At 40.2% G+C, this 22,257-nt stretch carries 16 protein-coding genes and 8 pseudogenes; 7 read left to right on the plus strand and 17 right to left on the minus strand.

Annotated elements, in window-relative coordinates; genetic code table 11:
• Positions 1-119 precede the first annotated feature (119 nt).
• Positions 120-862, plus strand: a pseudogene (prpE, locus tag RCG23_RS06090) (bis(5'-nucleosyl)-tetraphosphatase PrpE).
• Positions 863-1,591: 729 nt separating this feature from the next.
• Here prpE and RCG23_RS06095 read toward each other — a convergent pair.
• The 4 genes and pseudogenes from RCG23_RS06095 to RCG23_RS06110 form a co-directional block, all read right to left on the minus strand.
• Complete coding sequence (locus tag RCG23_RS06095; RefSeq protein WP_308178994.1) at positions 1,592-2,491, minus strand: RluA family pseudouridine synthase; 900 nt, start codon at positions 2,489-2,491, stop codon at positions 1,592-1,594.
• A gap of 23 nt (positions 2,492-2,514) precedes the next feature.
• Positions 2,515-3,315: pseudogene (locus tag RCG23_RS06100) on the minus strand (NAD kinase).
• Between the two features lie 42 nt (positions 3,316-3,357).
• Complete coding sequence (locus RCG23_RS06105) at positions 3,358-3,996, minus strand: GTP diphosphokinase (RefSeq protein ID WP_308178995.1); 639 nt, start codon at positions 3,994-3,996, stop codon at positions 3,358-3,360.
• 45 nt (positions 3,997-4,041) lie between these two features.
• The gene (locus RCG23_RS06110) at positions 4,042-4,401 is read right to left on the minus strand and encodes a UPF0738 family protein (RefSeq protein WP_308178996.1); all 360 of its coding nucleotides are present in this window, start codon (positions 4,399-4,401) and stop codon (positions 4,042-4,044) included.
• Positions 4,402-4,519: 118 nt separating this feature from the next.
• Between RCG23_RS06110 and RCG23_RS06115 the strand changes: the two genes are divergently transcribed.
• The 5 genes from RCG23_RS06115 (at position 4,520) to RCG23_RS06135 (ending at position 7,712) form a co-directional block, all read left to right on the plus strand.
• Positions 4,520-5,110 (plus strand): CYTH domain-containing protein, encoded by a 591-nt coding sequence (locus RCG23_RS06115; protein WP_308178997.1) that lies wholly within the window; start codon positions 4,520-4,522, stop codon positions 5,108-5,110.
• Positions 5,111-5,165: 55 nt separating this feature from the next.
• The gene (locus RCG23_RS06120) at positions 5,166-5,798 is read left to right on the plus strand and encodes a lytic transglycosylase domain-containing protein (protein ID WP_308178998.1); all 633 of its coding nucleotides are present in this window, start codon (positions 5,166-5,168) and stop codon (positions 5,796-5,798) included.
• Between the two features lie 158 nt (positions 5,799-5,956).
• On the plus strand, positions 5,957-6,364 hold the full coding sequence (locus RCG23_RS06125) for a globin domain-containing protein (RefSeq protein ID WP_308178999.1): 408 nt from the start codon (positions 5,957-5,959) through the stop codon (positions 6,362-6,364).
• Complete coding sequence (locus tag RCG23_RS06130; RefSeq protein WP_308179980.1) at positions 6,364-7,239, plus strand: ClpXP adapter SpxH family protein; 876 nt, start codon at positions 6,364-6,366, stop codon at positions 7,237-7,239. Before RCG23_RS06125 ends, RCG23_RS06130 begins: the two co-directional genes overlap by 1 nt.
• 299 nt (positions 7,240-7,538) lie before the next feature.
• Positions 7,539-7,712 (plus strand): hypothetical protein, encoded by a 174-nt coding sequence (locus RCG23_RS06135; protein WP_308179000.1) that lies wholly within the window; start codon positions 7,539-7,541, stop codon positions 7,710-7,712.
• A gap of 56 nt (positions 7,713-7,768) precedes the next feature.
• On the opposite strand, the gene pepF is transcribed toward RCG23_RS06135, so the two are convergent.
• The 8 genes and pseudogenes from pepF to RCG23_RS06170 all read right to left on the minus strand — a co-directional run bounded on the left by pepF (position 7,769) and on the right by RCG23_RS06170 (position 15,984).
• Entirely contained in the window at positions 7,769-9,586 is a 1,818-nt protein-coding gene (gene pepF / locus RCG23_RS06140; protein ID WP_308179001.1) for an oligoendopeptidase F, read from the minus strand.
• 107 nt (positions 9,587-9,693) lie between these two features.
• Positions 9,694-10,902: a competence protein CoiA gene (locus tag RCG23_RS06145; RefSeq protein WP_308179002.1), complete on the minus strand. Its 1,209-nt coding sequence runs from the start codon at positions 10,900-10,902 to the stop codon at positions 9,694-9,696.
• A 145-nt stretch (positions 10,903-11,047) separates the two neighbouring features.
• A pseudogene (locus RCG23_RS06150) lies at positions 11,048-11,413 on the minus strand (transposase); the annotation flags it as partial.
• Positions 11,413-11,574 (minus strand): annotated as a pseudogene (locus tag RCG23_RS25890) (IS5/IS1182 family transposase); the annotation flags it as partial. The pseudogenes RCG23_RS06150 and RCG23_RS25890, both read right to left, overlap by 1 nt.
• Before the next feature lie 421 nt (positions 11,575-11,995).
• Positions 11,996-13,505 (minus strand): annotated as a pseudogene (cls, locus tag RCG23_RS06155) (cardiolipin synthase).
• Positions 13,506-13,592: 87 nt separating this feature from the next.
• Complete coding sequence (gene mecA / locus RCG23_RS06160) at positions 13,593-14,264, minus strand: adaptor protein MecA (RefSeq protein ID WP_308179981.1); 672 nt, start codon at positions 14,262-14,264, stop codon at positions 13,593-13,595.
• Positions 14,265-14,570: 306 nt separating this feature from the next.
• Complete coding sequence (gene spxA, locus RCG23_RS06165) at positions 14,571-14,966, minus strand: transcriptional regulator SpxA (RefSeq protein WP_308179003.1); 396 nt, start codon at positions 14,964-14,966, stop codon at positions 14,571-14,573.
• Between the two features lie 440 nt (positions 14,967-15,406).
• A pseudogene (locus RCG23_RS06170) lies at positions 15,407-15,984 on the minus strand (GNAT family N-acetyltransferase).
• A 198-nt stretch (positions 15,985-16,182) separates the two neighbouring features.
• Between RCG23_RS06170 and RCG23_RS06175 the strand changes: the two are divergent.
• Positions 16,183-16,368, plus strand: coding sequence for a hypothetical protein (locus tag RCG23_RS06175; protein WP_308179004.1), 186 nt, complete (start codon positions 16,183-16,185; stop codon positions 16,366-16,368).
• 75 nt (positions 16,369-16,443) lie between these two features.
• Here RCG23_RS06175 and RCG23_RS06180 read toward each other — a convergent pair.
• The 5 genes and pseudogenes from RCG23_RS06180 to RCG23_RS06200 form a co-directional block, all read right to left on the minus strand.
• Positions 16,444-17,378: pseudogene (locus tag RCG23_RS06180) on the minus strand (ABC transporter ATP-binding protein).
• A gap of 2 nt (positions 17,379-17,380) precedes the next feature.
• Complete coding sequence (locus RCG23_RS06185; RefSeq protein WP_308179005.1) at positions 17,381-18,448, minus strand: ABC transporter ATP-binding protein; 1,068 nt, start codon at positions 18,446-18,448, stop codon at positions 17,381-17,383.
• A gap of 11 nt (positions 18,449-18,459) precedes the next feature.
• Positions 18,460-19,374, minus strand: a complete 915-nt coding sequence (locus RCG23_RS06190; RefSeq protein WP_308179006.1) for an ABC transporter permease — start codon at positions 19,372-19,374, stop codon at positions 18,460-18,462.
• A gap of 2 nt (positions 19,375-19,376) precedes the next feature.
• Positions 19,377-20,311: pseudogene (locus RCG23_RS06195) on the minus strand (ABC transporter permease).
• Positions 20,312-20,412: 101 nt separating this feature from the next.
• Entirely contained in the window at positions 20,413-22,059 is a 1,647-nt protein-coding gene (locus RCG23_RS06200; RefSeq protein ID WP_308179007.1) for a peptide ABC transporter substrate-binding protein, read from the minus strand.
• Positions 22,060-22,257: the final 198 nt, after the last annotated feature.

A 22,257-nucleotide genomic window follows, 5' to 3' on the forward strand; every position in this document is an offset into this window, starting at 1 on the left:
CAATTATAAGGATTATATTTTTTGGTTTTGATTTCATTTCATTTTTGGTTTAAATTTTATTATAAATAAGTGTGAAGCGAAAAACTAATGATAAGGATATGGAGGAAGGAGGGCCTCAAATGAAAATCGACATAATCGGCGATATCCATGGCTGCCTTATGGAGTTTGAAGAATTGACCGTTAAACTTGGATATACCTGGAAAAATGGCCTTCCCGTCCACCCGGAGGGACGCAGGCTGGGGTTTGTCGGCGATTTGACTGACCGCGGTCCAGAGTCGTTAAAGGTTGCCGACATTGTATGGAGACTCGTTGTTCATGAAAAGGCAGCCCATTACGTACCTGGAAACCACTGCAATAAGTTGTACCGTTTTTTTCTGGGAAACAAGGTGCAAATCTCCCATGGTCTGGAAACGACAGTGGCTGAGTATGAGAAACTTGATAAGAAGGAGCAAGGAGAAATACGCCGTAAATTTATCGAGTTATATGAAGCCTCACCTCTTTATCTGGTATTGGATGAGAAAAGATTGGTCATTGCACACGCCGGAATACGAGAAGATTTTATCGGTCAGTCCCACTCGAGGGTGAAGACATTTGTGCTGTACGGTGACATAACCGGAGAAAAGCATCCTGACGGCTCGCCTGTAAGGCGTGACTGGGCAAAATCATATCGTGGTAATGCATGCATTGTTTATGGACATACACCGGTTGCAGAACCGAGGGTTACGAACAATACCTATAATATCGACACTGGCTGCGTCTTCGGGGGAAGCTTACCTCATTAAGGTACCCGGAAATGGAGCTTGTCTCTGTCTCATCATCCATGCCATTAGTAGAAGAGAAATTTAGAAAGATCGACGATTAATTAGTTTGATTGACGGAATAGCAGCCTACATCGTTTTCAAAGATTCGAATTGCCCGTACGGCTATATTGGACATTTTGCTGCTCTACTTAGGTGGCTTTGTCCAATAGACGGCTTTTATTGGACATTTTCCCGCTCCATCTAGATGGTTTTGTCCAATAGGCAGCTTTTATTGGACATTTTCCCACTCTACTTAGGTGGCTTTGTCCAATAGACGGCTTTTATTGGACATTTCCCCGTTCCCTCTAGATGGTTTTGTCCAATAGACAGCTTTTATTGGACATTTTGCTGCTCTACGTAGGTGGCTTTGTCCAATAGACGGCTTTTATTGGACATTTCCCCGCTCCCTCTAGATGGTTTTGTCCAATAGACAGCTTTTATTGGACATTTTGCTGCTCTACGTAGGTGGCTTTGTCCAATAGACGGCTTTTATTGGACATTTCCCCGCTCCCTCTAGGTGGCTTTGTCCAATAGACAGCTTTTATTGGACATTTTCCCACTCTACTTAGGTGGCTTTGTCCAATAGACGGCTTTTATTGGACATTTTCCCACTACACACGAAGGGTTCTGTCCTCATTAGGTCTTATTGAAAACAGTTTTCCACTTACCCAGGGAGCTTTTGTCTAATGAAATAGAAAATGACGTATGGCAATCCATACGTCATTTTCTTTTTCATTTGAATATTGAGCATCTCTTGAAACGGGACACTATTCCCATTGTTGAGGGCAGCTTTATTTTGCTGTAGACATGATTAAATCCATATCTTCCGGTAGAGGAGCCCTGAAAGACATTTCCTCATGCAGGAGTGGGTGTATAAATTTAATTTCCTTGCAGTGCAGTGCCTGACGGTTAATCAAATCCACATGGCCGCCGTAGAGGTCGTCTCCCAGCAGAGGATGCCCCATAAAAGACATATGGACACGAATTTGATGAGTTCTGCCCGTTTCAAGCCGGAGTTCAAGATGTGTAAACCGATCAGATCGTTGTATCACGGTATAATGGGTACAGGCATATTGCCCGTCTTCCCTAACTTCCCTTTCAATGATGCTGTCCGATTTTCTGCCAATCGGCTGAATGACGGTTCCGTCATCTTCCTTAAAAACCCCTTCAGCGAGCGCTTCATATGTTCTTTTCACCATACCGCTTTTCTGCTGTTTGCTAAGCAAATGATGGACGTGCCGATGCTTGGCCACCAGGACAATTCCTGACGTATCGCGGTCGAGACGGGTCACAATATGCGCTGTTGCCTTGATTCCCTGGCTTCCATAATAGCCAATTAGTGCGTTAGCCAGGCTTCCTGTTGGATGTTCTCTGGAAGGAATCGTATTCATAGCTGAGGGTTTATTGACGACAAGCAGGTATTCATCCTCGAACAAAATGTTCAAAGGAATATTTTCACCCTTCAATCCCTCTCCAGCTTCTTCGAGCGGAAAAATGACGGTCAGCTCATCCTCGGCTTGAAGAGGATAACGAACGTTAACATCTTCACTGTTTACAAGAATGCTTCCGCCTCTGAACTTGATATCTGTTAGTGCAGTTTTAGAGATTTCCTGTTCTTTTAAAAAATCCCTGATGATTTTTCCAGTATTCTCTTTTGAAATCTTCCATTCAATCCTGAAGCCTGGCCTCATAGTTCAACCTCAATTTCCACTCATTAATCTGTATCTGAAATAAACGAATCATGCACCCGTTTCCAAAATGGAAATGGCCTGAAACGGGCGAATCTGATTTTTTCTTCCGGAACCCTGAATTGAATCGACTTTACTTCTTTATGAAGAAGGGTCAGGTGATCCACAGTTACCTGGAAATCTGTGCGGTTTACCGGCTTCAGCATGCAGGTATGGTGAGCTGGTAAAATTAGCGGCGAGCCGACTGTCCGGAAAACACGGTTATTAATTGACGCCATTTCCGCCACCTGGAGGGCCGCGATGGATGGATGTATAATAGCTCCGCCAAGGGCTTATTGTAGGCAGTACTACCGGACGGAGTCGACACACAAGCGGCCATCGCCCCGGAAGCGTTCAAAATGCTGACCACGAATCTCCAAATCCATTACAAGTGTTCCGTCAATGCTTTTGACAGTCGATTCGTTCAAAGCGAGATATCTGGATTCCTTTCCGCCATGCTGATAGCGAATAATCACTTCCAGAAGTGGATATTCAATCACTTGATATGGAGTCTTGGCAATCGCGATGACCAGCTTTTCGATTTCCTCGGGAACCCAATCGGCATAGAAACCAAGATGGCCTGTATGAATTCCGACAAATGCCGTTTTATCCAGCCGGCTGCTGTAGCGGTGAAATGCGTATAAAAGGGTGCCGTCCCCTCCTATTGAAACGACAATGTCCGGCTGGTCCTCATCGTAAACAAGATCAAAATCAAGCAAGTAGGTTCTCATTTTATGCATCAATGTATTCGATTTTTGATCGCCCTTTGAGGTGATGGCAAATTTCATACTTTCTAGCTCCTTGTTTTTAAGATTTAATCAATAAATTTTCTAACCTTTGCCTTCCTGCTTCTGTTCCTTTTTGCTCGTAAAAAAGGCTTGTGCATCCTGGATCTCCCCACGGATCAGAGACATTTCCTCATCCAGCCTGAATGCGGCTTCTGCTGCACGCTGCAGCCTCATTTGAATATCTTTAGGAAATGCGCCTTTATATTTATAATTTAGCGAGTGCTCAATCGTTGCCCAAAAATTCATTGCGAGGGTACGAATTTGTATTTCAGCGAGGATTTTCTTTTCGCCATTGATTGTCTGGACAGGATATCGGATAACGACATGGTAAGAACGGTAACCGCTCATCTTTTTATGGGAGATATAATCTCTTTCTTCTATGACTTCCAAATCGTTGCGGGTCCTTAAGAGCGCAACAACGGTATGGATATCATCCACAAATTGGCACATCATCCTTAGGCCGGCTATATCCTGCATTTCCGACTCCAATTTGTCGAGAGGAATGCCTTTTTGGTTTGCTTTATCGAGGATACTGGCAATTGGCTTGACTCTGCCTGTTACAAATTCGATCGGTGAATGGGAAGAATCCATTTCAAATTGGCTTCGCATTCCTTTAAGTTTAATCTTTAACTCTTCAACCGCCTGTTTATAAGGGGCTAAAAATTGATCCCAATGTTTCATCTCTACCACCCGGCCTTAATTCACAAAATCGTATCGGATGAGGTCTTAAAAAGTGCTTTCTACCTTCGTGACCATTTCATCACCGTAATTACTATTACCCTTAATATTGCTGATTAAATACTCAAGCTCTTCATAAAAATTAATAAGTTCAATCTTATTTTCTTCATTGGTTAAATACACAGGAAGTTTTTCTTCAAGGCCAGTTTTTAAAGCGGGCCATACCGGTTCAGGTAAAACCATATATGTATAATCTGTGTTACTCTCCAATAAGTAAATAAATGCAACCCCGTCAGAGTCAACCAGCATCTGTCCCGCTGGAGCCAGGCCATTGATTGCTTCATCGGCCACCAGCTGTAATTGACGGTCTTTAATCTCTGTCATTTGAATGTTTAGTTTCTTTTTCATCTCTTCTACCTCCATATACACTTCCCTATTTTAGCATAATCAGACCAAATCTCCCAGAGATTGCAGTCAATGACCAACAGAGGGATAATATAAGAACATTAGTCGGAAGAAAGGAAGAATGACCTTGTCACAAAACATTGAAATCGAATTTAAGAATATGCTGTCAAACCAAGAGTATCTACAGCTAAAGGAATATTTTGGCCTTAAGGAGGATCTATTTTTCACACAGGAAAACCACTACTTCGATACCGAGGAATTTTCGTTAAAGGATAGAAGCTCCGCCCTGAGGATCCGCCAGAAAGACAATCATTTCGAGATGACTCTTAAACAGCCGCTGATAGAAGGGCTTCTTGAAACAAACCAGCTGTTAACCAGTGAAGAAGCTGAGGCCGCCTTCACTTCGGGCAGACTTCCTGCAGGAAAAATCAAGATGATTATTGAAGAATTAGGAATCCCTTTTGGAAAACTCCAATATTTTGGATCCCTTACTACTAAAAGAGCAGAATTTACATATGAAAATGGGCTTTTAGTTTTAGATTATAGTACCTATTTAAATACTGAGGATTATGAGTTAGAATACGAAGTAGACAACTTTGAGACCGGCAGGGAAGCATTTACTGGCCTTTTGGATCAGTTTTCGATTCCCGAACGTAAAACAGACAATAAAATTCGCCGTTTTTATCAACAGAAATACAATACACGCAAATAAGAATCGGCACTGATGCTTATGAAATAGATTGGCCAGATAAGGAGCGATCTTATCAATGAATGTAGATAAATTAAAAGCCATGCTTGAATTGAGAGCATTTCAGAACTTCAACACCTCTGCTCCATCAACTAACAATTCAAACATGTTTCAGGATATTCTTAATGAAATATTAACGGATGAAGAGGTCTCAGCCCTTTCTATGCCCGTTTCCATGCCTATGCCCGTCAACGGCAAAACAGTAAGCAGCTTCAGCCTTCCATCATCTTCATCCACGCCGCCTCTTTCATTATTAAAAAATGAGGCTGCAAAGGATGGGAAAATTGATGATATTATTGAAAGAGCATCGCAGCTTTATCAAATTCCGGCAAAATTGATTCGATCTGTTGTACAGCATGAGTCAAATTTTAATCCCAATGCGGTCAGCCGCTCAGGAGCGACCGGTTTAATGCAGCTGATGCCCGCCACTGCGCGTTCAATGGGTGCAGAAAATGTTTTCGACCCCGAACAGAATATTCTCGCGGGGAGTAAATATTTGCGCGAGCTGATGGATAAATATGATGGAAATATTGGCCTTACACTCGCTGCATATAATGCCGGGCCAGGAAATGTAGACAAATTCGGAGGAATCCCTCCCTTTAAAGAAACCATGAATTATGTAAAAAAAGTAACCAGCACATTTAATGCATAAAATATAAGAAGCCGCCCATTTTACTAAAGGGCGGCTCTTTTTTTGAATAAAATACACCTTTTTATAACATTTTCTTTTTTTGCAGGACTATTTATTTGAGATATAAAAAGGGCATTGCTAAAATAAGACATACAAAACTCATTAAAGGAGTTGTCAACATGATCGAGAAAATGCCTACTCCATTTGAGGCTATCGGTGAAGCAACGCTTCATAAGCTGATTGATACATTTTATGGACTGGTTGCACAGCATCCAGATCTTTCACCAATTTTTGGCGATGATTTTTCTGAAATTGCCCGAAAACAAAAACAATTTTTAACACAATATTTAGGCGGTCCTGCTTTATATACAGAAGAACATGGACATCCCATGATGCGTGCCCGCCATTTGCCTTTTCCAATTACACCAGTTCGTGCGCAGGCATGGCTGAGCTGCATGAACCAGGCAATGGATACAGTTGGCCTCCAAGGTCCACTTAGGGATGAATTTTATGCAAGGCTTTTGCTAACTGCCCAGCATATGATAAACACTCCGGATGAAGATAGCATTCCGGGTGAAAACCAGTGATGGAACAGGAAAAGCTCACAAACACGACATCACAGCATCATTGCCACGGCAATGAAAAAAAACCGATCGAAATTTATATTTTTGTCGATCCTCTCTGTCCTGAATGCTGGGCGCTTGAACCTATATTAAAAAAGCTGCAAATCGAATATGGCCGGTATTTTTCTATCAGACATATTTTGAGCGGCAGGCTTGCGATGTTAAATATGGGAAAGAAGAATAAATATGAAAACATCGCTGATTTATGGGAAAAAACAGCAAGCAGGTCCGGGATGTCATGCGATGGAAGTCTTTGGTTTGAAAATCCAGTATCCTCCCCCCATATTGCCTCTATCGCAATTAAAGCGGCAGAGCTCCAGGGAAGGCGGGCAGGGCTGCGCTTTCTACGTAAGCTCCAGGAGGTTATGTTTTTAGATAAACAAAACATTTCCAGCTTCGATGTGCTAAAAAATTGTGCTCGAAGCATCGGACTTGACGTCGAGGAATTCATTACTGATATCCATTCCGATAGTGCCGCCAAAGCCTTTCAATGTGATCTTAAGATTACTTCTGAAATGGATGTTAAGGAAATACCGACACTCGTCTACTTTAATGAAAATGCTGAAGAAGAAGGAATTAAGATTGCCGGAACGTATCCGTATGAGGTCTATGTACAAATTCTAGAGGAAATGCTGATGGAAAAACCGCTTAAGGCTCCCCATCCTCCTCTCGAATCCTTTTTAAAGTATTTTCGTTTTGTTGCATCTAAAGAAATTGCCGTAGTCTACAATATGTCAATTTCTCAAGTTGAACGGGAAATGAAAAAACTTTTATTAAAGCAACAAGTAGAACAGATTCATGCAAAACACGGAAGCTTTTGGAGATATATTGAAACATAAGCCGAATCCAATAAAACGGATTGGGTTTTTTTTTAGTAAATGAAAAGGAAAAGTGTAGGGCTATATAGCGCTAAGGCTTTTCTCTATAAATACGAACAAAGGGGATGGGAGAAATCTTTCACGGTCAAACAAAGGGGTATATGTTTGGTTTGTGATCAACTTCACGTATAAAATATATCACGATAATTAACCCTTTGACAATTAGTTTGTGCTATATTTCACAATATTGTCATATTCATATAACCGAAAAAGCTACAATACTATATTTTTAGGAAGTCCTAATTAAGGAGACAAGAAAAATGAAAAAATTTTTTAACGGATCGCTGGTTATATTGCTCATTGTTGCGTTCTTTATTCACCTGCTTGCCCTTATGAAGCTGGTCCCTTTCCTCCTGAGTGTACCGCTGCTATTTTTTTCGATTTTCATCCTCATTGTAAACATTAATGAACGGAAAAGATTCAAGGGCTTCTAAGAGATATCCTGATCTAAAAAGGAACGGAGCCATTGGCTCCGTTCCTTTTTCTGTTCCTATGACAAAAGCTGTTCCATTTCATTCAGTTTTTCTTCAAATACCTTGAGGGCGTCTTCGATTGGCTGCGTGCTTGTCATATCAACGCCAGCTTTTTTCAGTACTTCGATTGGATAATCTGAGCTGCCGGATTTCAGGAAGTCGATATAACGTTTGACCGCAGGCTCGCCTTCCTCAAGTATCTGCTTGCTTAGTGAAGTAGCTGCACTGAAGCCGGTTGCATATTGATAAACATAGTAATTGTAATAGAAGTGAGGAATCCTTGACCATTCTAAGCCAATTTCTTCATCAATGGTAATATCTTCTTCACCAAAGTATTTTTTATTCAAATTATAGTATTCCTGAGTCAGCAATTCTGCAGTCAAAGGCTCATTATTTTGGGCTTTTTGATGGATTAAATGCTCGAATTCAGCAAACATGGTCTGGCGGAAAACCGTTCCTCTGAAGCCTTCAAGATAATGGTTCAAAAGGTAAAGGCGCTTCTGTTCATCGTCAATTGTTTTTAGCAAATAATCATTCAATAAAGCTTCGTTGCAGGTTGAAGCCACTTCAGCAACAAAAATTGAATAGTTTCCATACGGATACGGCTGTGTTTTACGTGTATAGTAGCTGTGGACTGAGTGCCCGAACTCATGGGCAAGCGTAAACAAGTTATTCACATTGTCCTGCCAGTTCATTAAAATATACGGATTAGTGCCGTATGTACCAGAAGAATAGGCTCCGCTGCGTTTTCCTTTATTCTCATGAATATCAACCCATCGATTTTCAAAGCCTTCCTTGAGAACCTCGATATATTCTTCTCCAAGCGGTTTAAGTCCCTCTAAAATCATATCCTTCGCTTCTTCATATTTTACTTCCATTTTTACATCCTTCACTAGAGGAGTATAAAGGTCGTACATATGGAGTTCCTGTAGCGCAAGAACCTTTTTGCGCAGCTTTATATAACGGTGCAGCAAATGAAGATTGTCGCTAACCGTGTTCACAAGGTTATCATAAACGCTCTCAGGGATATTATTGTCAGCCAATGCTGCTTGTCTGGCAGAATCATATTTGCGGATACGGGCATTGAAATTGTCTCTTTTTACATTTCCACTTAACGTACTTGCAAATGTATTACGGAATTTTCCGTATGTATCATAAACAGCTTTAAAAGAGTCATGGCGGACACGCTGGTCTGCGCTTTCCAGGAACCTGGAGTACCTGCCATGTGTTACTTCGACTTCCTCCCCATTTTCGTCTTGAATGGTTGGAAATTCTAAATCGGCATTATTCAGCATCCCAAAAGTATTGCTTGAAGAATTTAGGACTTCAGAAGCTTCGGCAAGCAATGCCTCCTGTTCAGCCGAAAGCACATGGGGCCTTTGCAGGTTGATTTCCTCAAGTGCATGCTCATACAATTTCAATTCAGGTTTTTCTGACAGGAATCCTTTGATTGTATTTTCATCTACTGAAAGGATCTCAGGAACAATATATGCCAGTTGGCTTCCTGCCTGTGAATACAGGCTTTTCACCTTTCCATCCAAGCCTTGATAAAAGGAATTGGTCGTATCCTGGTCGTATCTCATATGTGCATAGGTATAGAGCTTGCTAATACGCTCAAGAAGCCTGTCTTGATACTGAAGGGCATCAAAAAGGACTTGGGCACTCTCTCCAAGTTTCCCTTGAAATTCTTTTATACCAGGAATCAGCTCTTTTACCCCATTAAATTCTTTTTCCCATTCTTCATCACTTGAAAAAATATCCTCCAGGCGCCATGTATCCTCAACCGGGATTTCCTTACGCACAGGCAGAGATTTTACCGCTGTTTCGTTTGCCATTTTCATCCTCCATTCAGTATTTCGTGTATCGAAAAAAATCGCATATTGATTATATTCTACTTTTCTAAAGATATTCCTCCTGTTTTCTAGAAAAAGGAATGATTTTATTATGCCCGGCTTTCTAATTCCTTCTCTATTATTCCCCAGTAATTATGATAAAAAGTATTCTCCATGTCCTGCTGTTCACACATAGAATTTGGAATTTCCAAGCTTTTATTCAATTGGTAAAAACCCATTTTTTTACGAGTTAATAATCCAATTGCAGTTAGAGTTTCCATATAATGAAATACTGCAGACCGAAAATCAGAATGGCCTGCTTGCGGCAGGAAACGGAGAGCAACATCCTTTCTCTTAATACGGTGCTGGATTGTCTGATTCGCAGCAGCAAGCGAGAGTATTTCTCCTGGCCTCTTGTGGCGAATATAATCAAGATACAAATAGGATTGCCATACGATAGGTGAAGATTCTATATATGGGGCATCTTTGACGGGAAGTCCAAGAACAGGCGGCAATAAAAAGAGGTTTAAGTGGTTTTGATACATTTCATGGATAAATGACAGTGACTTTGCATTATGGTAATGAACAAAATTCTGTTTAACCGTTTGGATCGCTCTTTTCCACACATTTAAAGGAACATGGAAGCTATGAGAAGGGGCTAACAAGGAATTCAAGGTCATTTTTTCTTCTTTTCTGATGGATGTATTCGCGATGGTATTTTTAGAGGAATAGGGGTGAAGGCAATTTGTTTGGATAAATATCCGATTTTCAGGACAATAATAGGGAATTGTCCATTCGGAATTTTTTTTCTGTAAAAATAAATACTGGAATTTTGATAAAACAACCGAGTGTTGATTTTTTCGATGAAAATGCATGGCGCCAAGTATCCAAATCGGGATATAGTTGTTCCTCAAATAGGATTGGGTCCGCTTGGAAACAGCCTCCTGCGATATCTGGGAGCACTGGAATTCCAAAGCATATCTCTGTCCATTTAATAAAAATATTATATCTGGGCGCTGGCGGATTTCTTTAATATAGAACTCTAACTCGGCAATTATTTTTTGTTTTCTCAGCCATTGATATAGCTGCTTTTTACCCTGCAGATGGTATTCTGTTTCACCCTCAAAATAATCCTGACATGATCCTCCTTTTAAATGGGAAAAATGATAAATTTTTTTGTCACCCAGCTTTAAAATCACTGGTTCACCACAGGCAGGACAGTGAAATTTTTCTCTGCTGCGAAAATATAACAGGCTTTCTTTTTTATAATGATTACCCAGGCAAAGCTTTTTCCCATCTTTTGTATATGCGGTCAACAATTTTCTTCCCTCCTTTATAGAAAATTTCGATGTAAAGCATAAAAAATCCTTTTTTAAAAGAAAAAGCTCTTATGCATAAAGAGCTTTCAGATTGTCGACAAAGGCTGCGAGACAACTCTCGCTGCCTTTGATTTTTTAAAAAAATTCATTTGGATGGTGTGATTTGCGCTCCAGGTGCTTGCTTTCCGGGGGGCGTTCGTCGAGCCTCCTCAGCGCAAGAGAGCGCTTGCGGGGTCTCGACTGGAACGCTGATCCCCCCAGGAGTCAAGCACCTTCCGCTCCAATCTACTAGCACCGTTACCCTCAGAACGATATACCAGATCATTGGTGCTTTAGTCGCCTTTTTAGGCATCTGCCATGTCCAGGTGGCCAGTTTCTTCAGATTCATGGCAACAAACGTAAGCATCGCCTGCATGGACAATTTTTTTAGCCCCCTAAGGGTTGTCCATCGCATGCCATGCTTTTCCTTCGCATCCGCAAAGGCACGTTCGATCTCTTCCTTGCGTTTGGCTGGATGAAGACCATCTTGAACAAAACGACTGGATCGATACTTAGACGGCCAACCCCCGAATAGAGGTGCTCCACCAATGGGTAAATAAAAGAGAAGTCGATGGCCGGCTTGAGCTTGCGGACTAAATGGTCTTCAGGGACCAGTTGATCAATCCTAAGCATCTCTATTTATCACGTTCGTTGGGTTGGTTCTGGTCATCATCGTAGTTCACCTCATAGTCGTTTTAAAAAGAAGTGCCTGAAACCCAGTTGATTGGAGCGGAGGGTGGCGACTCCTCGAAAATGCTATCGCATTTCCTTCGTGCGTGGGCGGATTCAGGGATGCTATTCATTGTCCTGCGGGATCAGCGGGATAGGTGAGACCCCACAGCCGCTTTTAGCGGCGAGGAGGCTCACCGCCCGCCCCGTGGAAAGCGTCCACCTGCAGCGGAAATCAACGAGTCTTTTACTTAATTACATTTTAAAAAGAAGAAAGACTGCAGGCAAACTCGAAAGAGTTTGTCTACAGTCTGAAAGTTTTTATGCATAAAGAGCTTTCTCGTAAATAATTTTATATTTAATATTATCATGCCCCTTAAAGTGGTTAAAGGAGGGGCGACAACAGTCTTGAGGTCGACTCCAGCAGACGGTAGCCCAGATGCCTTTTATTAAATGATTTAAATTCCAGCTCTCTGGAAAAATCGAGGTCATTTAAATATTCATCAACAAGCTTTTGAGTGCTTTTTGTTCTATACAAGAAGGCATTGACTTCAAAATTCAAATGGAAGCTGCGCATATCCATGTTGGAGGTTCCTATGGATGCCAATTCATGATCAACAATGACCATCTTGCTGTGCATGAAGCCATTTTCATACTCATAAATTTTGACCCCAGCCTCTAACAGCTCTGGAAAATAGGAGCGGGAGGCATGGAAAACAATTCTTTTGTCAGGCTGTTAGGAACAAGCAGCCTGACATCAATTCCACTCAATGCAGCAACCTTAATCGCTGAAAATATATCCTCATCAGGGATAAAATAAGGAGAAGCAATCCACACTGATTCCCGCGCAGACGTAATCATTGAGAAAAAAATATTCTTAATAACACTCCACTCATTATCTGGACCACCCGCTATTAGATGTACTCCACCATGGCTTAGCCCATCGATTTCAGGTGACAAATACTCATCTGTTAAAAAACTATGATTCGTTGTATAATACCAGTCCTGCAGAAAAATCAGCTGAAGTGTCCTTACCGCTTCACCCTTAAGCATCAAATGAGTGTCTCTCCAAAACCCAATGCTTTTGTCGCGTCCCAGATATTCATCCCCAATATTAAGCCACCCACAAAACCAACTGTTCCATCGATTACAATAATTTTACGGTGATTGCGAAAATTAAATTTGTTATTTAGGAATGGCAGCCTAACCCGCCCAAAAGCAATTGTTTCAATCCCTGCATTTTTCAATTCTGAAATGTATTTCTTTGAAAGTTGCCACGAGCCAACTGCATCATATAAAAAACGAACTTTGACTCCTTCGTGCGCCTTCTTAATCAAAACATCCTTAATTTCTTTGCCGATATTATCATGGCGGACAATATAGTATTCAAGATGAATATGGTGTTTTGCCTTTTTTAACTCATTTATGATATGCTCAAACGTTTCTTGCCCGTTTGTCAATGTTTTGGTGGAAGTATCAAAGGAAATAGGACTGTTCCCAAGCCTTTGTGCCAAAGAAAACAAACTTCGCTGATGGATGCCGAGCTGTTGAATTTTTTCTTCGTTTCGCCGGTCCTTATCCCCCTCGACAGTAAGAAATGCCTGTTTATCAAGAAAGTATTTTTTTCTGTACATTCTTTCCTTTCGGTAACTTCTGCCGAATAACAGATAAAAAATGAATCCAACGAGCGGAAAGCTTCCTAGCACCACAAGCCAGGTTAAAGTCTGGGTTGGATGCCTATTTTCAAAGAAGATAACAAAGCTAATAAATATGACAGAAAGCGTTACAAAGACACTCAAAAAACTGACTACTCCGCCTTCCAGCTTAGCTCTAAATATAAAGAAAAAAACAGAAAGGAACAAAACAAAAAGAATGACCCTAAAAGTATTCTTCAAAAAAATCACCCGCCGCCAAATGCTGTTAAACCTGTAAGTAAATCATGTTAAAAAAAGACCGATTTCATGAATGAAATCGGCGCGCTTTTAACCAAAATGCTTTCTTAATTCTACAAAAACATGTTCAGAAATTATTTCTTTTCCATATTCCTCAATTCGGTATATTGAAACCTGTGTCTCAGAACCGTACTCTAGAAGAATGCTTAAAATGTCATCAATCTGATCTTCTTCAAAAACATCTTCTGGGAACTCTGCATAAAGATAGTATTTTCCTTCAAAGTGATAAAGCTTGGTGATCAGCTCATCCAACCCCATACGGTTCGATAAGGAAAGTATATCTTCAAAGTCGCTAAACGCCAGCAGGAATTCGAGTGTTTCTTCTTCTAATAAATCTTCTTCCTGTATGCCGGAACGCGGATTAAATTGCTGATCCAGAAGTTCTTCAATTTTTTCATCAACAGGAATGTCCTTTAATTTGTCATTTGGTATCGGCAGCTCGAATTTTTGTCCATCTTTAGACAACTGGGCTTTTGTTACCAGTACTTCCAAGCCTTTATCTAATGCCTGAACTTGAATCCATAGCGGTCCCTCGACTGCAAATTCCTCTTCCTGATGTACCTCATCCATCATTTCCCAAAATAACTCTTCGCTCCGCTCACGGTTATACCATATTTCTTCGCGATCGAATCCTCTTTCCTCTATATCAATATATGAGATATAAAACTTAACAGTGTGTTCATTTATACGTTCAATTTCCATCATCAATACTCCCTCCCTTTCCAGAATTGAAGGGACAAATTACCCCTAAGAAGATGATATTTCTTTATCTTTTACCCAAAATGATGCCCTTTATTCCTCTACATCAAGTTGGTTAGTTATTGCCTTGTACTTATATTTTATGATAAAAAAAAGAATATGGGAAATAAAATATCAATTAATGGCAAAAACAGTTATTCGCCTAATGATATTCCTTCATTTTACCAAATCCTTTAATACTGTACAATTTTATTGTCTTCAAAAAACAGCAAAAAAGCCTTCAAATTTTCATGAAGGCTTGTGAAATAACTAATTTACCATACGCTGCGCTTCTCGAAGCTGGAATGTGCGTACCTTCCTAGGAAGGAATCGACGTATCTCATCTTCGTTATATCCTACCTGCAGACGCTTTTCATCTATGATGATCGGCCTACGGAGCAACCCTGGATTATCTTTAATTAATTCAAATAAATTTTGCAGTGGCATTGCTTCTAAATTAACATCCAGCTTTTGAAAAGTCTTCGATCTGGTTGAAATAATTTCGTCAGTTCCATCCTCGGTCATACGAAGTATTTCTTTAATTTCATCAATTGACAAAGGTTCAGAAAAAATATTTCTTTCTGAATATGGGATTTCATGTTCTTCTAACCATGACTTTGCTTTACGGCATGATGTACAACTTGGTGAAGTGTATAGTGTTACCATTAGGTTTCACACTCCTTATTTATTGTCATTCCATATATAAGAAATAAAAACTTAGCAGTTAAAATTAAGGCCTAAATTAAAATTAGTTTAAATAAGTAATTTCTATCATTTATTATACACTACATTTTTTTAAAAAGGTATATCTTTTTTTAAAACGCAGGTCTGCTATAAGAATAAACTTTTCTCTGTATTAGACGAACAAATCCCTAAAAAGTTTCATTTTTTTCGAAAAGTTTATTGTTTTACTCCCTCCTTAAAATACATATAGTATATAATTCGATTTTAAGGCGAAATTTTATGTAGGTTGGAGTAGGATAAATTTCAAAAAATTATTTCTTTGTTTTTATTTACCCGCTTTTTCAATACATAAACATTTTTTTATATTTTTTTATTCTCATTTATAAAAATATAATGAAAACGTTTCATTACCTCTTTTCAGCCTATTTCTTTATTTCGTCCATTAGGTCTCCCCTTCCCTCGTTTTTATCAAATGTTAAAACCTCTTCCACCGGCTCGTAGGAATCACCATAAAAATGCTTATCTTTATAAGTATGAATCATATTGTAAGTAGTTTTCATTGCTTCATAAATATTCTCCTCAGATTCATTCCCCGGTGACCAATATAAAATTTCCATTTGGTTTATCTCGTTTGTAGCCAAAGATTTCCGTTGGTATCCTATTGACTTGGCATGCTCAAAACCTTCTCTTTTATAAAAACGCAATCGCTTTTCAGTATCTGTGTCTTCATAATTAATCGGTTCCACCTCGAGAATAATCGGTTTTCCCTTTTCCTTAAGCTTTTCAAGCAGCTTATGTCCCACTTGCCCCGTGAATCCTTTGAAACATATAAATAATCAATAAATACAAAATGATCCAGTTCCGCATACATCAAAACATGATGCGGTCCTTCGTCCTTGGTGTAAATATCACTCTTTTCTGTAAGCAAAGTTTCTATATGCTCTTTGGACTTCATTTCTTCTATTGGAAAGTATTTATTTAATTTTTCATACCAGTTCATCAATATATCCTCCTCAAATTTTCTCTGTACGGTTTTTACCCTATTAGTAACAAAAAACACATAAAAATCTCATTTTTAAAAGTATTTGTGGATTGACCTCTTTCAATACAGCAAAAGTTCTTTTAAAATGTAAATAGAGATTAATGAATTTCGGCTGGCGATCCTCACAAGCCTGCCTGAAAAGAATGGAGGATTATCATGGGTGGATACATATTTGATTTAACTGTTGTAGCACTGTTAATCGTTGGAATTACCGCTTTAATGGGTGTTATTACAAACGGGATCGGAGAAAATCTGTTCGGAGGAAAGAAACGATCTGAATTCGTTGATCAGTCAGCAAAATATCAGACAGGCTGGAAAGCTGTTGGAGGCAATAAAAAGTAAACGGCTCCATTCTCTAAAATAAATGTGAAAACTAAAGCAAAAAAAGACGATCTCAGAAGTTGAGATCGTTCTTTTTTAGTCTCTATAAGTCATTTTAAGCTGTTCAAATTCTTTAAGTGAGCAGTATACAAAATGGCCAGGTCTTACTTCACGCATTTCGAGTTCTTCACCTTCAGCGTAATTATGGACGCTTGGATTATAAGAAACGCGTTTCCGTGTACGCTCTGATTCCGGATCCGGAATCGGAATAGCTGAAAGCAATGACTGTGTATACGGATGCAGTGGATTCTTATAAAGATCTTCAGCAGGTGCAAGCTCCACAAGCTTACCAAAGTACATAACACCGATACGGTCACTAATGTATTTTACCATTGATAAGTCGTGGGCGATGAATAGGTATGTTAATCCCTTTTCACGCTGCAGTTTCTTCATTAGGTTTACTACCTGTGCCTGAATTGAAACGTCAAGTGCAGAGATTGGTTCATCAGCTATGATGAATTCAGGTTCTACAGCAAGTGCTCTTGCAATTCCGATACGTTGCCTTTGTCCGCCTGAGAACTCATGCGGGTAACGGTTAGCATGCTCTTTATTTAATCCAACTGTTTCAAGCAGCTCATATACGCGCTCCATACGGGCCTTTTACTTTTTGCGAGGCCATGGATATCTATACCTTCTGCAATGATATCTGCTACAGTCATCCTTGGATTAAGGGAAGCATACGGATCCTGGAAAATCATTTGCATTTTCCGGTTAAATTTCTTAAGTTCCTTGGCAGATTTCTGCCCATGAACATTTTCGCCATCAAAAAATACCTGTCCATCCGTTGCATCATAAAGACGAATGATCGTACGGCCTGTTGTTGATTTACCACAGCCTGATTCACCAACAAGTCCAAGAGTTTCTCCCTTATAAATGTCAAAGGATACCCCATCAACTGCTTTAACCAGATTGGGTCTGCCAACGTTAAAATGCTGCTTTAAATTTTTGATTTCTACTAACTTTTCTGCCATGACTATTTACCCTCCTGAACCAATACAGGCTTATTAAATGTAGAGGATAATTGCCGGATCCGCTTTTTAACTGATTCTGGCGGCTCTACCTGCGGTGCGTCTGGATGCAGAAGCCATGTCTTTGCAAAATGGGTTTCTGAAATTTGGAACATTGGTGGTTCTTCTTCAAAATCAATCGCCATTGCATATGGATTTCTGGCTGCAAATGCATCTCCCTTTGGAGGATTCGTTAAATCCGGAGGCGTACCAGGAATCGCAGCAAGTTCCGATTTGTCATCACTATCAAGGCTTGGCATAGATGCAAGCAAACCCCAAGTGTATGGATGGCGCGGATCATAGAAAATCTCGTCTACAGTGCCCATCTCAACAATCTGGCCGGCATACATAACGGCAACTCTGTCAGCTACATTGGCTACAACACCCAGGTCATGAGTAATGAAGATAATGGAAGTATCCATTTTTGATTGTAAATCCTTCATCAATTCAAGAATCTGAGCTTGAATGGTAACGTCCAATGCAGTTGTAGGCTCATCCGCGATTAATAGCTGAGGATTTGCAGCCAGCGCAATAGCAATCATCGCACGCTGCCTCATACCACCAGAGAATTCATGCGGATACTGATTAACACGCTTTTCGGGCATTGGAATGCCAACCAGACGCAAAAGCTCGATTGCACGCTCCTTGGCTGCCGATGATGACATATTCTGATGCTTTGTAAGCACCTCTGTGATTTGGCGGCCGATTTTCATCGTTGGATTCAGGGAAGTCATAGGATCCTGGAAAATCATGCTGATTTCTTTTCCCCTTATCTTTTCCATTTGCCTTTCACTTTTCGGCACAATATCATTGCCATTAAAAAGGATTTGTCCACCTTTAATTTTTCCTGGCGGCATTGGAATCAATTTCATTATCGTTTGTGAGGTAACACTTTTTCCAGAACCTGATTCACCAACAATTGCAAGAGTCTCACCCTTATGAAGGTCAAAGCTAACTCCCCGGACTGCTTTTACTTCTCCCCCATACGTTTGGAATGAGACTTCTAAATTTTTTACTTCGAGTAATTTTTCCATATTCTCACTCCTTATTTACGTAGTCGTGGATCCAGCGCATCACGTAAACCGTCGCCAATTACGTTAAACGCAAAAATAGTTAAACAGATAAACGTCGCAGGGAAGAACAAGCGCCATGGATAATATTTAATAGCAGGCAGTCCATCGGATGCCATTGTTCCCCAGCTCGCCATTGGAGGGGTTAACCCTAATCCAAGATAGCTCAAGAATGATTCTGTAAAGATTGCTGACGGAACAGTTAAAGTCATGGTAACCAGAATTGGCCCCATCGTATTTGGAATTAAATGTTTTCCCATAATTCTTGGAAGTCCTGCTCCCAGAGTTCTAGAAGCTAATACATATTCCTGGCTCTTAAGTGACAGTACTTGTCCACGTACTATACGGGCCATATTAATCCACCCTGTAATCGTCATCGCCAGGATCATCGTGCCAAGGCTTTGTCCCAAAACGACCATCATAAGAATAACGAGAAGAAGATATGGAACACCCCAAAGAATATCTGCAGTACGCATCATAAATTCATCAGTACGTCCACCTTTATAACCTGCGAATCCTCCATAAAATACTCCAATAAAGAAATCTACAAGCGCCGCAGCAACACCGATAAAGAGGGAAATCCTTGCACCTTCCCATGTACGTGTGAACACGTCACGGCCTAAGTCATCTGTGCCGAACCAATGTACACCGTTTGGTGCTTTATTTGTATTCATAAGGTCGTTAGTACGGTAATCAAACTTCGTCATATATGGTCCAAAGATTGCCATGAAAATGAGGAGAATTAACAGCACAACACCGAACATGGCAAGCTTGTTTTTTCGAAAACGAATTGAAACATCCTTCCAGAATGAAAGGCTCGGTTTAGAGATTTTCTCTGCATCTGCTTTTTTAGTGCCAACCAATTGAAATTTTTCTTTTGAAATCTGCATGTTTATTCTCCTTTCTTCCCGCCGGTTAGTTTAATACGCGGATCGATAAATCCGTACGCAATGTCGACAAGGAGAATAGCTGAAAGCAAAATGATACTATAAAATACTGTAACACCCATGATGACTGTGTAATCACGGTTTGAAATCGACATTACAAAGTGTGAACCAAGTCCTGGAATTCCAAAAATCTTTTCAATAACGAAACTTCCTGTAATGATACCTGCTGAAAGCGGTCCCATATACGATACGACTGGAAGAAGAGCGTTTCGGATGGCATGTTTTACTGTGATAGCACCCTGTCCAAGCCCTTTTGATTTTGCTGTTCTAATGTAGTCATTCGAAAGAACCTCAAGCATGCTTGAACGAGTCAAACGAGCGATAAACGCCATTGGTGTTGATGCCAATGCCAGCGCAGGCAGGACCGTATGCATGAATGTTTCCCAACGAGCTACCGGGAATATATGAAATTTAATGGCAAGGAAATATTGAAGAACAGTAGCCATGATAAAGGATGGTACGGAAATTCCAAGTACTGCAACAATCATCGCACTGTAGTCCTGCCACTTATTATGCCTCAATGCCGCAATAATTCCTAGAATAACTCCAAGTGCCAATGCGATAAAAATAGCTTCCATTCCTAGAAATAATGAAACAGGAAAACCATCATTAATCAGGTCATTAACTGTTCTGGATTTATATTTAAATGATGGGCCAAATCCCACTGGGCAATTTTTACTAAATAATCACCATATTGTACATACCATGGCTGGTTTAAGCCATAATGCTCATTTAGTGATGCCTGGATCTCTGGTGGCAATTGTTTTTCCCCTGTAAACGGATTCCCTGGTGCAATACGCATTAAGAAAAATGTTGCTGTTATGATGAGATAAAGCGATAGCAGCAAGTATAATAAACGTTTCGTGATGTATTTTGCCAAAATGCACACCTCCAATTTTTACTAACAACTCTTATTCAGAAAGGAAGGTATATGGGAAACGAAAGCCCATATACCTTGTATTTTTGCTATTAAAATCTAGATTATTCGAAGTGAGCCCATTTCAGCTGAACATCACCAAGACCAGATGTTACAACGTCCTTCAGGTTGTCTTTCTTTACCCATACGTTAGTGTAGAAGTAAATAGGAGCAACAGGCATTTCATCCATGAAGATTGCTTCAGCTTTCTTCAGGATTTCAAGACGTTTTGCTTGATCATTTTCTTTTGCTGAGTCAGCAAGCAGTTGCTTGAACTCTGGATTTTCCCACTTAGTATCGTTGTTTCCGCCATCTTTATCACGGAACAATTCAAGGAAGTTGATTGGATCGTTAAAGTCACCTAACCAGCCCATACGGCCAACCATGTAGTCGCCTTTGTGAAGCTTGTCGATGTAAACTTTCCACTCAGAGTTGTCAAGCTTGATATCAACACCAAGATTTGTTTTCCACATATCCTGGATTGCCTGAGCAATCTTTTGGTGTGCTTCGCTTGTGTTGTAAGATAGTGAGATTGGAGGTAGTTGTGATGCATCCTTTAATCCCAGCTCTTCTAAACCTTTTTTCAAGTACTCTTTTGCTTTTGCTGTATCGTTATCTGAGAAGTAACCTTTTTCATTTTCTTTAATCATGGAAGGAGGAACAGCTGCCATTGCTGGAATTTGTCCGCCTTGAGTGATATTTTCAACTACAGCCTTACGGTTGATCGCGTAAGCTAGAGCTTTACGAATGTTTTTATTGTTTAACGGCGGCTTTTCAGTATTAAACTTGTACCAGTAAGTACCAGCAATTGGTTTAACATTGAGGTCGCCCTGATCTTTCAATTGTTTTAAAGCATCGGTAGGAAGTGTTCCGAAAGGAGATCCAGCCCAATCAAGTTCGCCATTGTCGAACATTGATAGTTCAGTGTTAGGATCGTTGATCATGAACATTTCAACCTTTTTAAGTTTTACACTGTCCGCATCCCAGTATTGGTCATTCTTTTCAAGAACGATTTTGTCCTGGTGAGACCATTGAGTCATTTTGAAAGGACCGTTTGAAACATAATTTGGTCCAGCTTCAGTGTGCCAATTTGGATTAGCTTTTGCAATTTTGCTGTCAACCGGGAAATAAGTATAGAACGCTGTCAGCTCCAAGAAATAAGGAGTTGGGTTCTCTAATTGTACTTCTAATGTTTTATCATCTACTGCTTTAATTCCAAGAGTATCAACTCCGGCTTTGCCTTCGTTAATAGCCTGTGCACCTTTTACATAGTAAAGCTGGTAAGCATATTGAGATTCATTTTTAGGATCAAGCGCCCATTTCCAAGCGTAGACAAAGTCTTCAGCTGTAACAGGGTCACCATTTGACCATTTTGCATCACGAAGCTTGAATGTGTAAGTCTTCAAGTCGTCAGATGGAGTAATTTCTTCAGCCATAGCCGGCTGTGGTTTGCCACTCTTGTCAATACGTGTTAAACCTTCAAATGTTTGAAGCAAGACACCGCCGGAAGTTGCATCATTTGCAAGTCCTGGGTTTAAAGAGAATGGCTCTGAATTGATGTTAACGCGCATTTCTTGAGGTACGTCAGATTTTTTGCTGTCGCCCTTTTTGCTGTCATCGCTTGCCTTGTCCTTGCCTAAGCCGCCGCAACCAGCCAAGATCACGCTTAGTGCAAGAAGCATGCTAAAAAAGATCGAAAATCTTTTTTTCACGGTATTACCCCCCTATGTTTTGTCCGCAAACGCCCTTTTATTATTGTCCGCCATAGCTGATACAAATGTACGCCTTGGGTATATTTAACAAATAGTCTGTCAATTTAATTTATGGAATTGCCGGACTATTTAAACAAAATAAAAAAGCAAGTTTACCATTTTAAGAGAACATTACATGTTCAAAAAAGACATAATAAT

Origin of the sequence: Neobacillus sp. PS3-34 (genome assembly GCF_030915465.1) — a bacterium.
Taxonomy (GTDB): domain Bacteria; phylum Bacillota; class Bacilli; order Bacillales; family Cytobacillaceae; genus Neobacillus_A.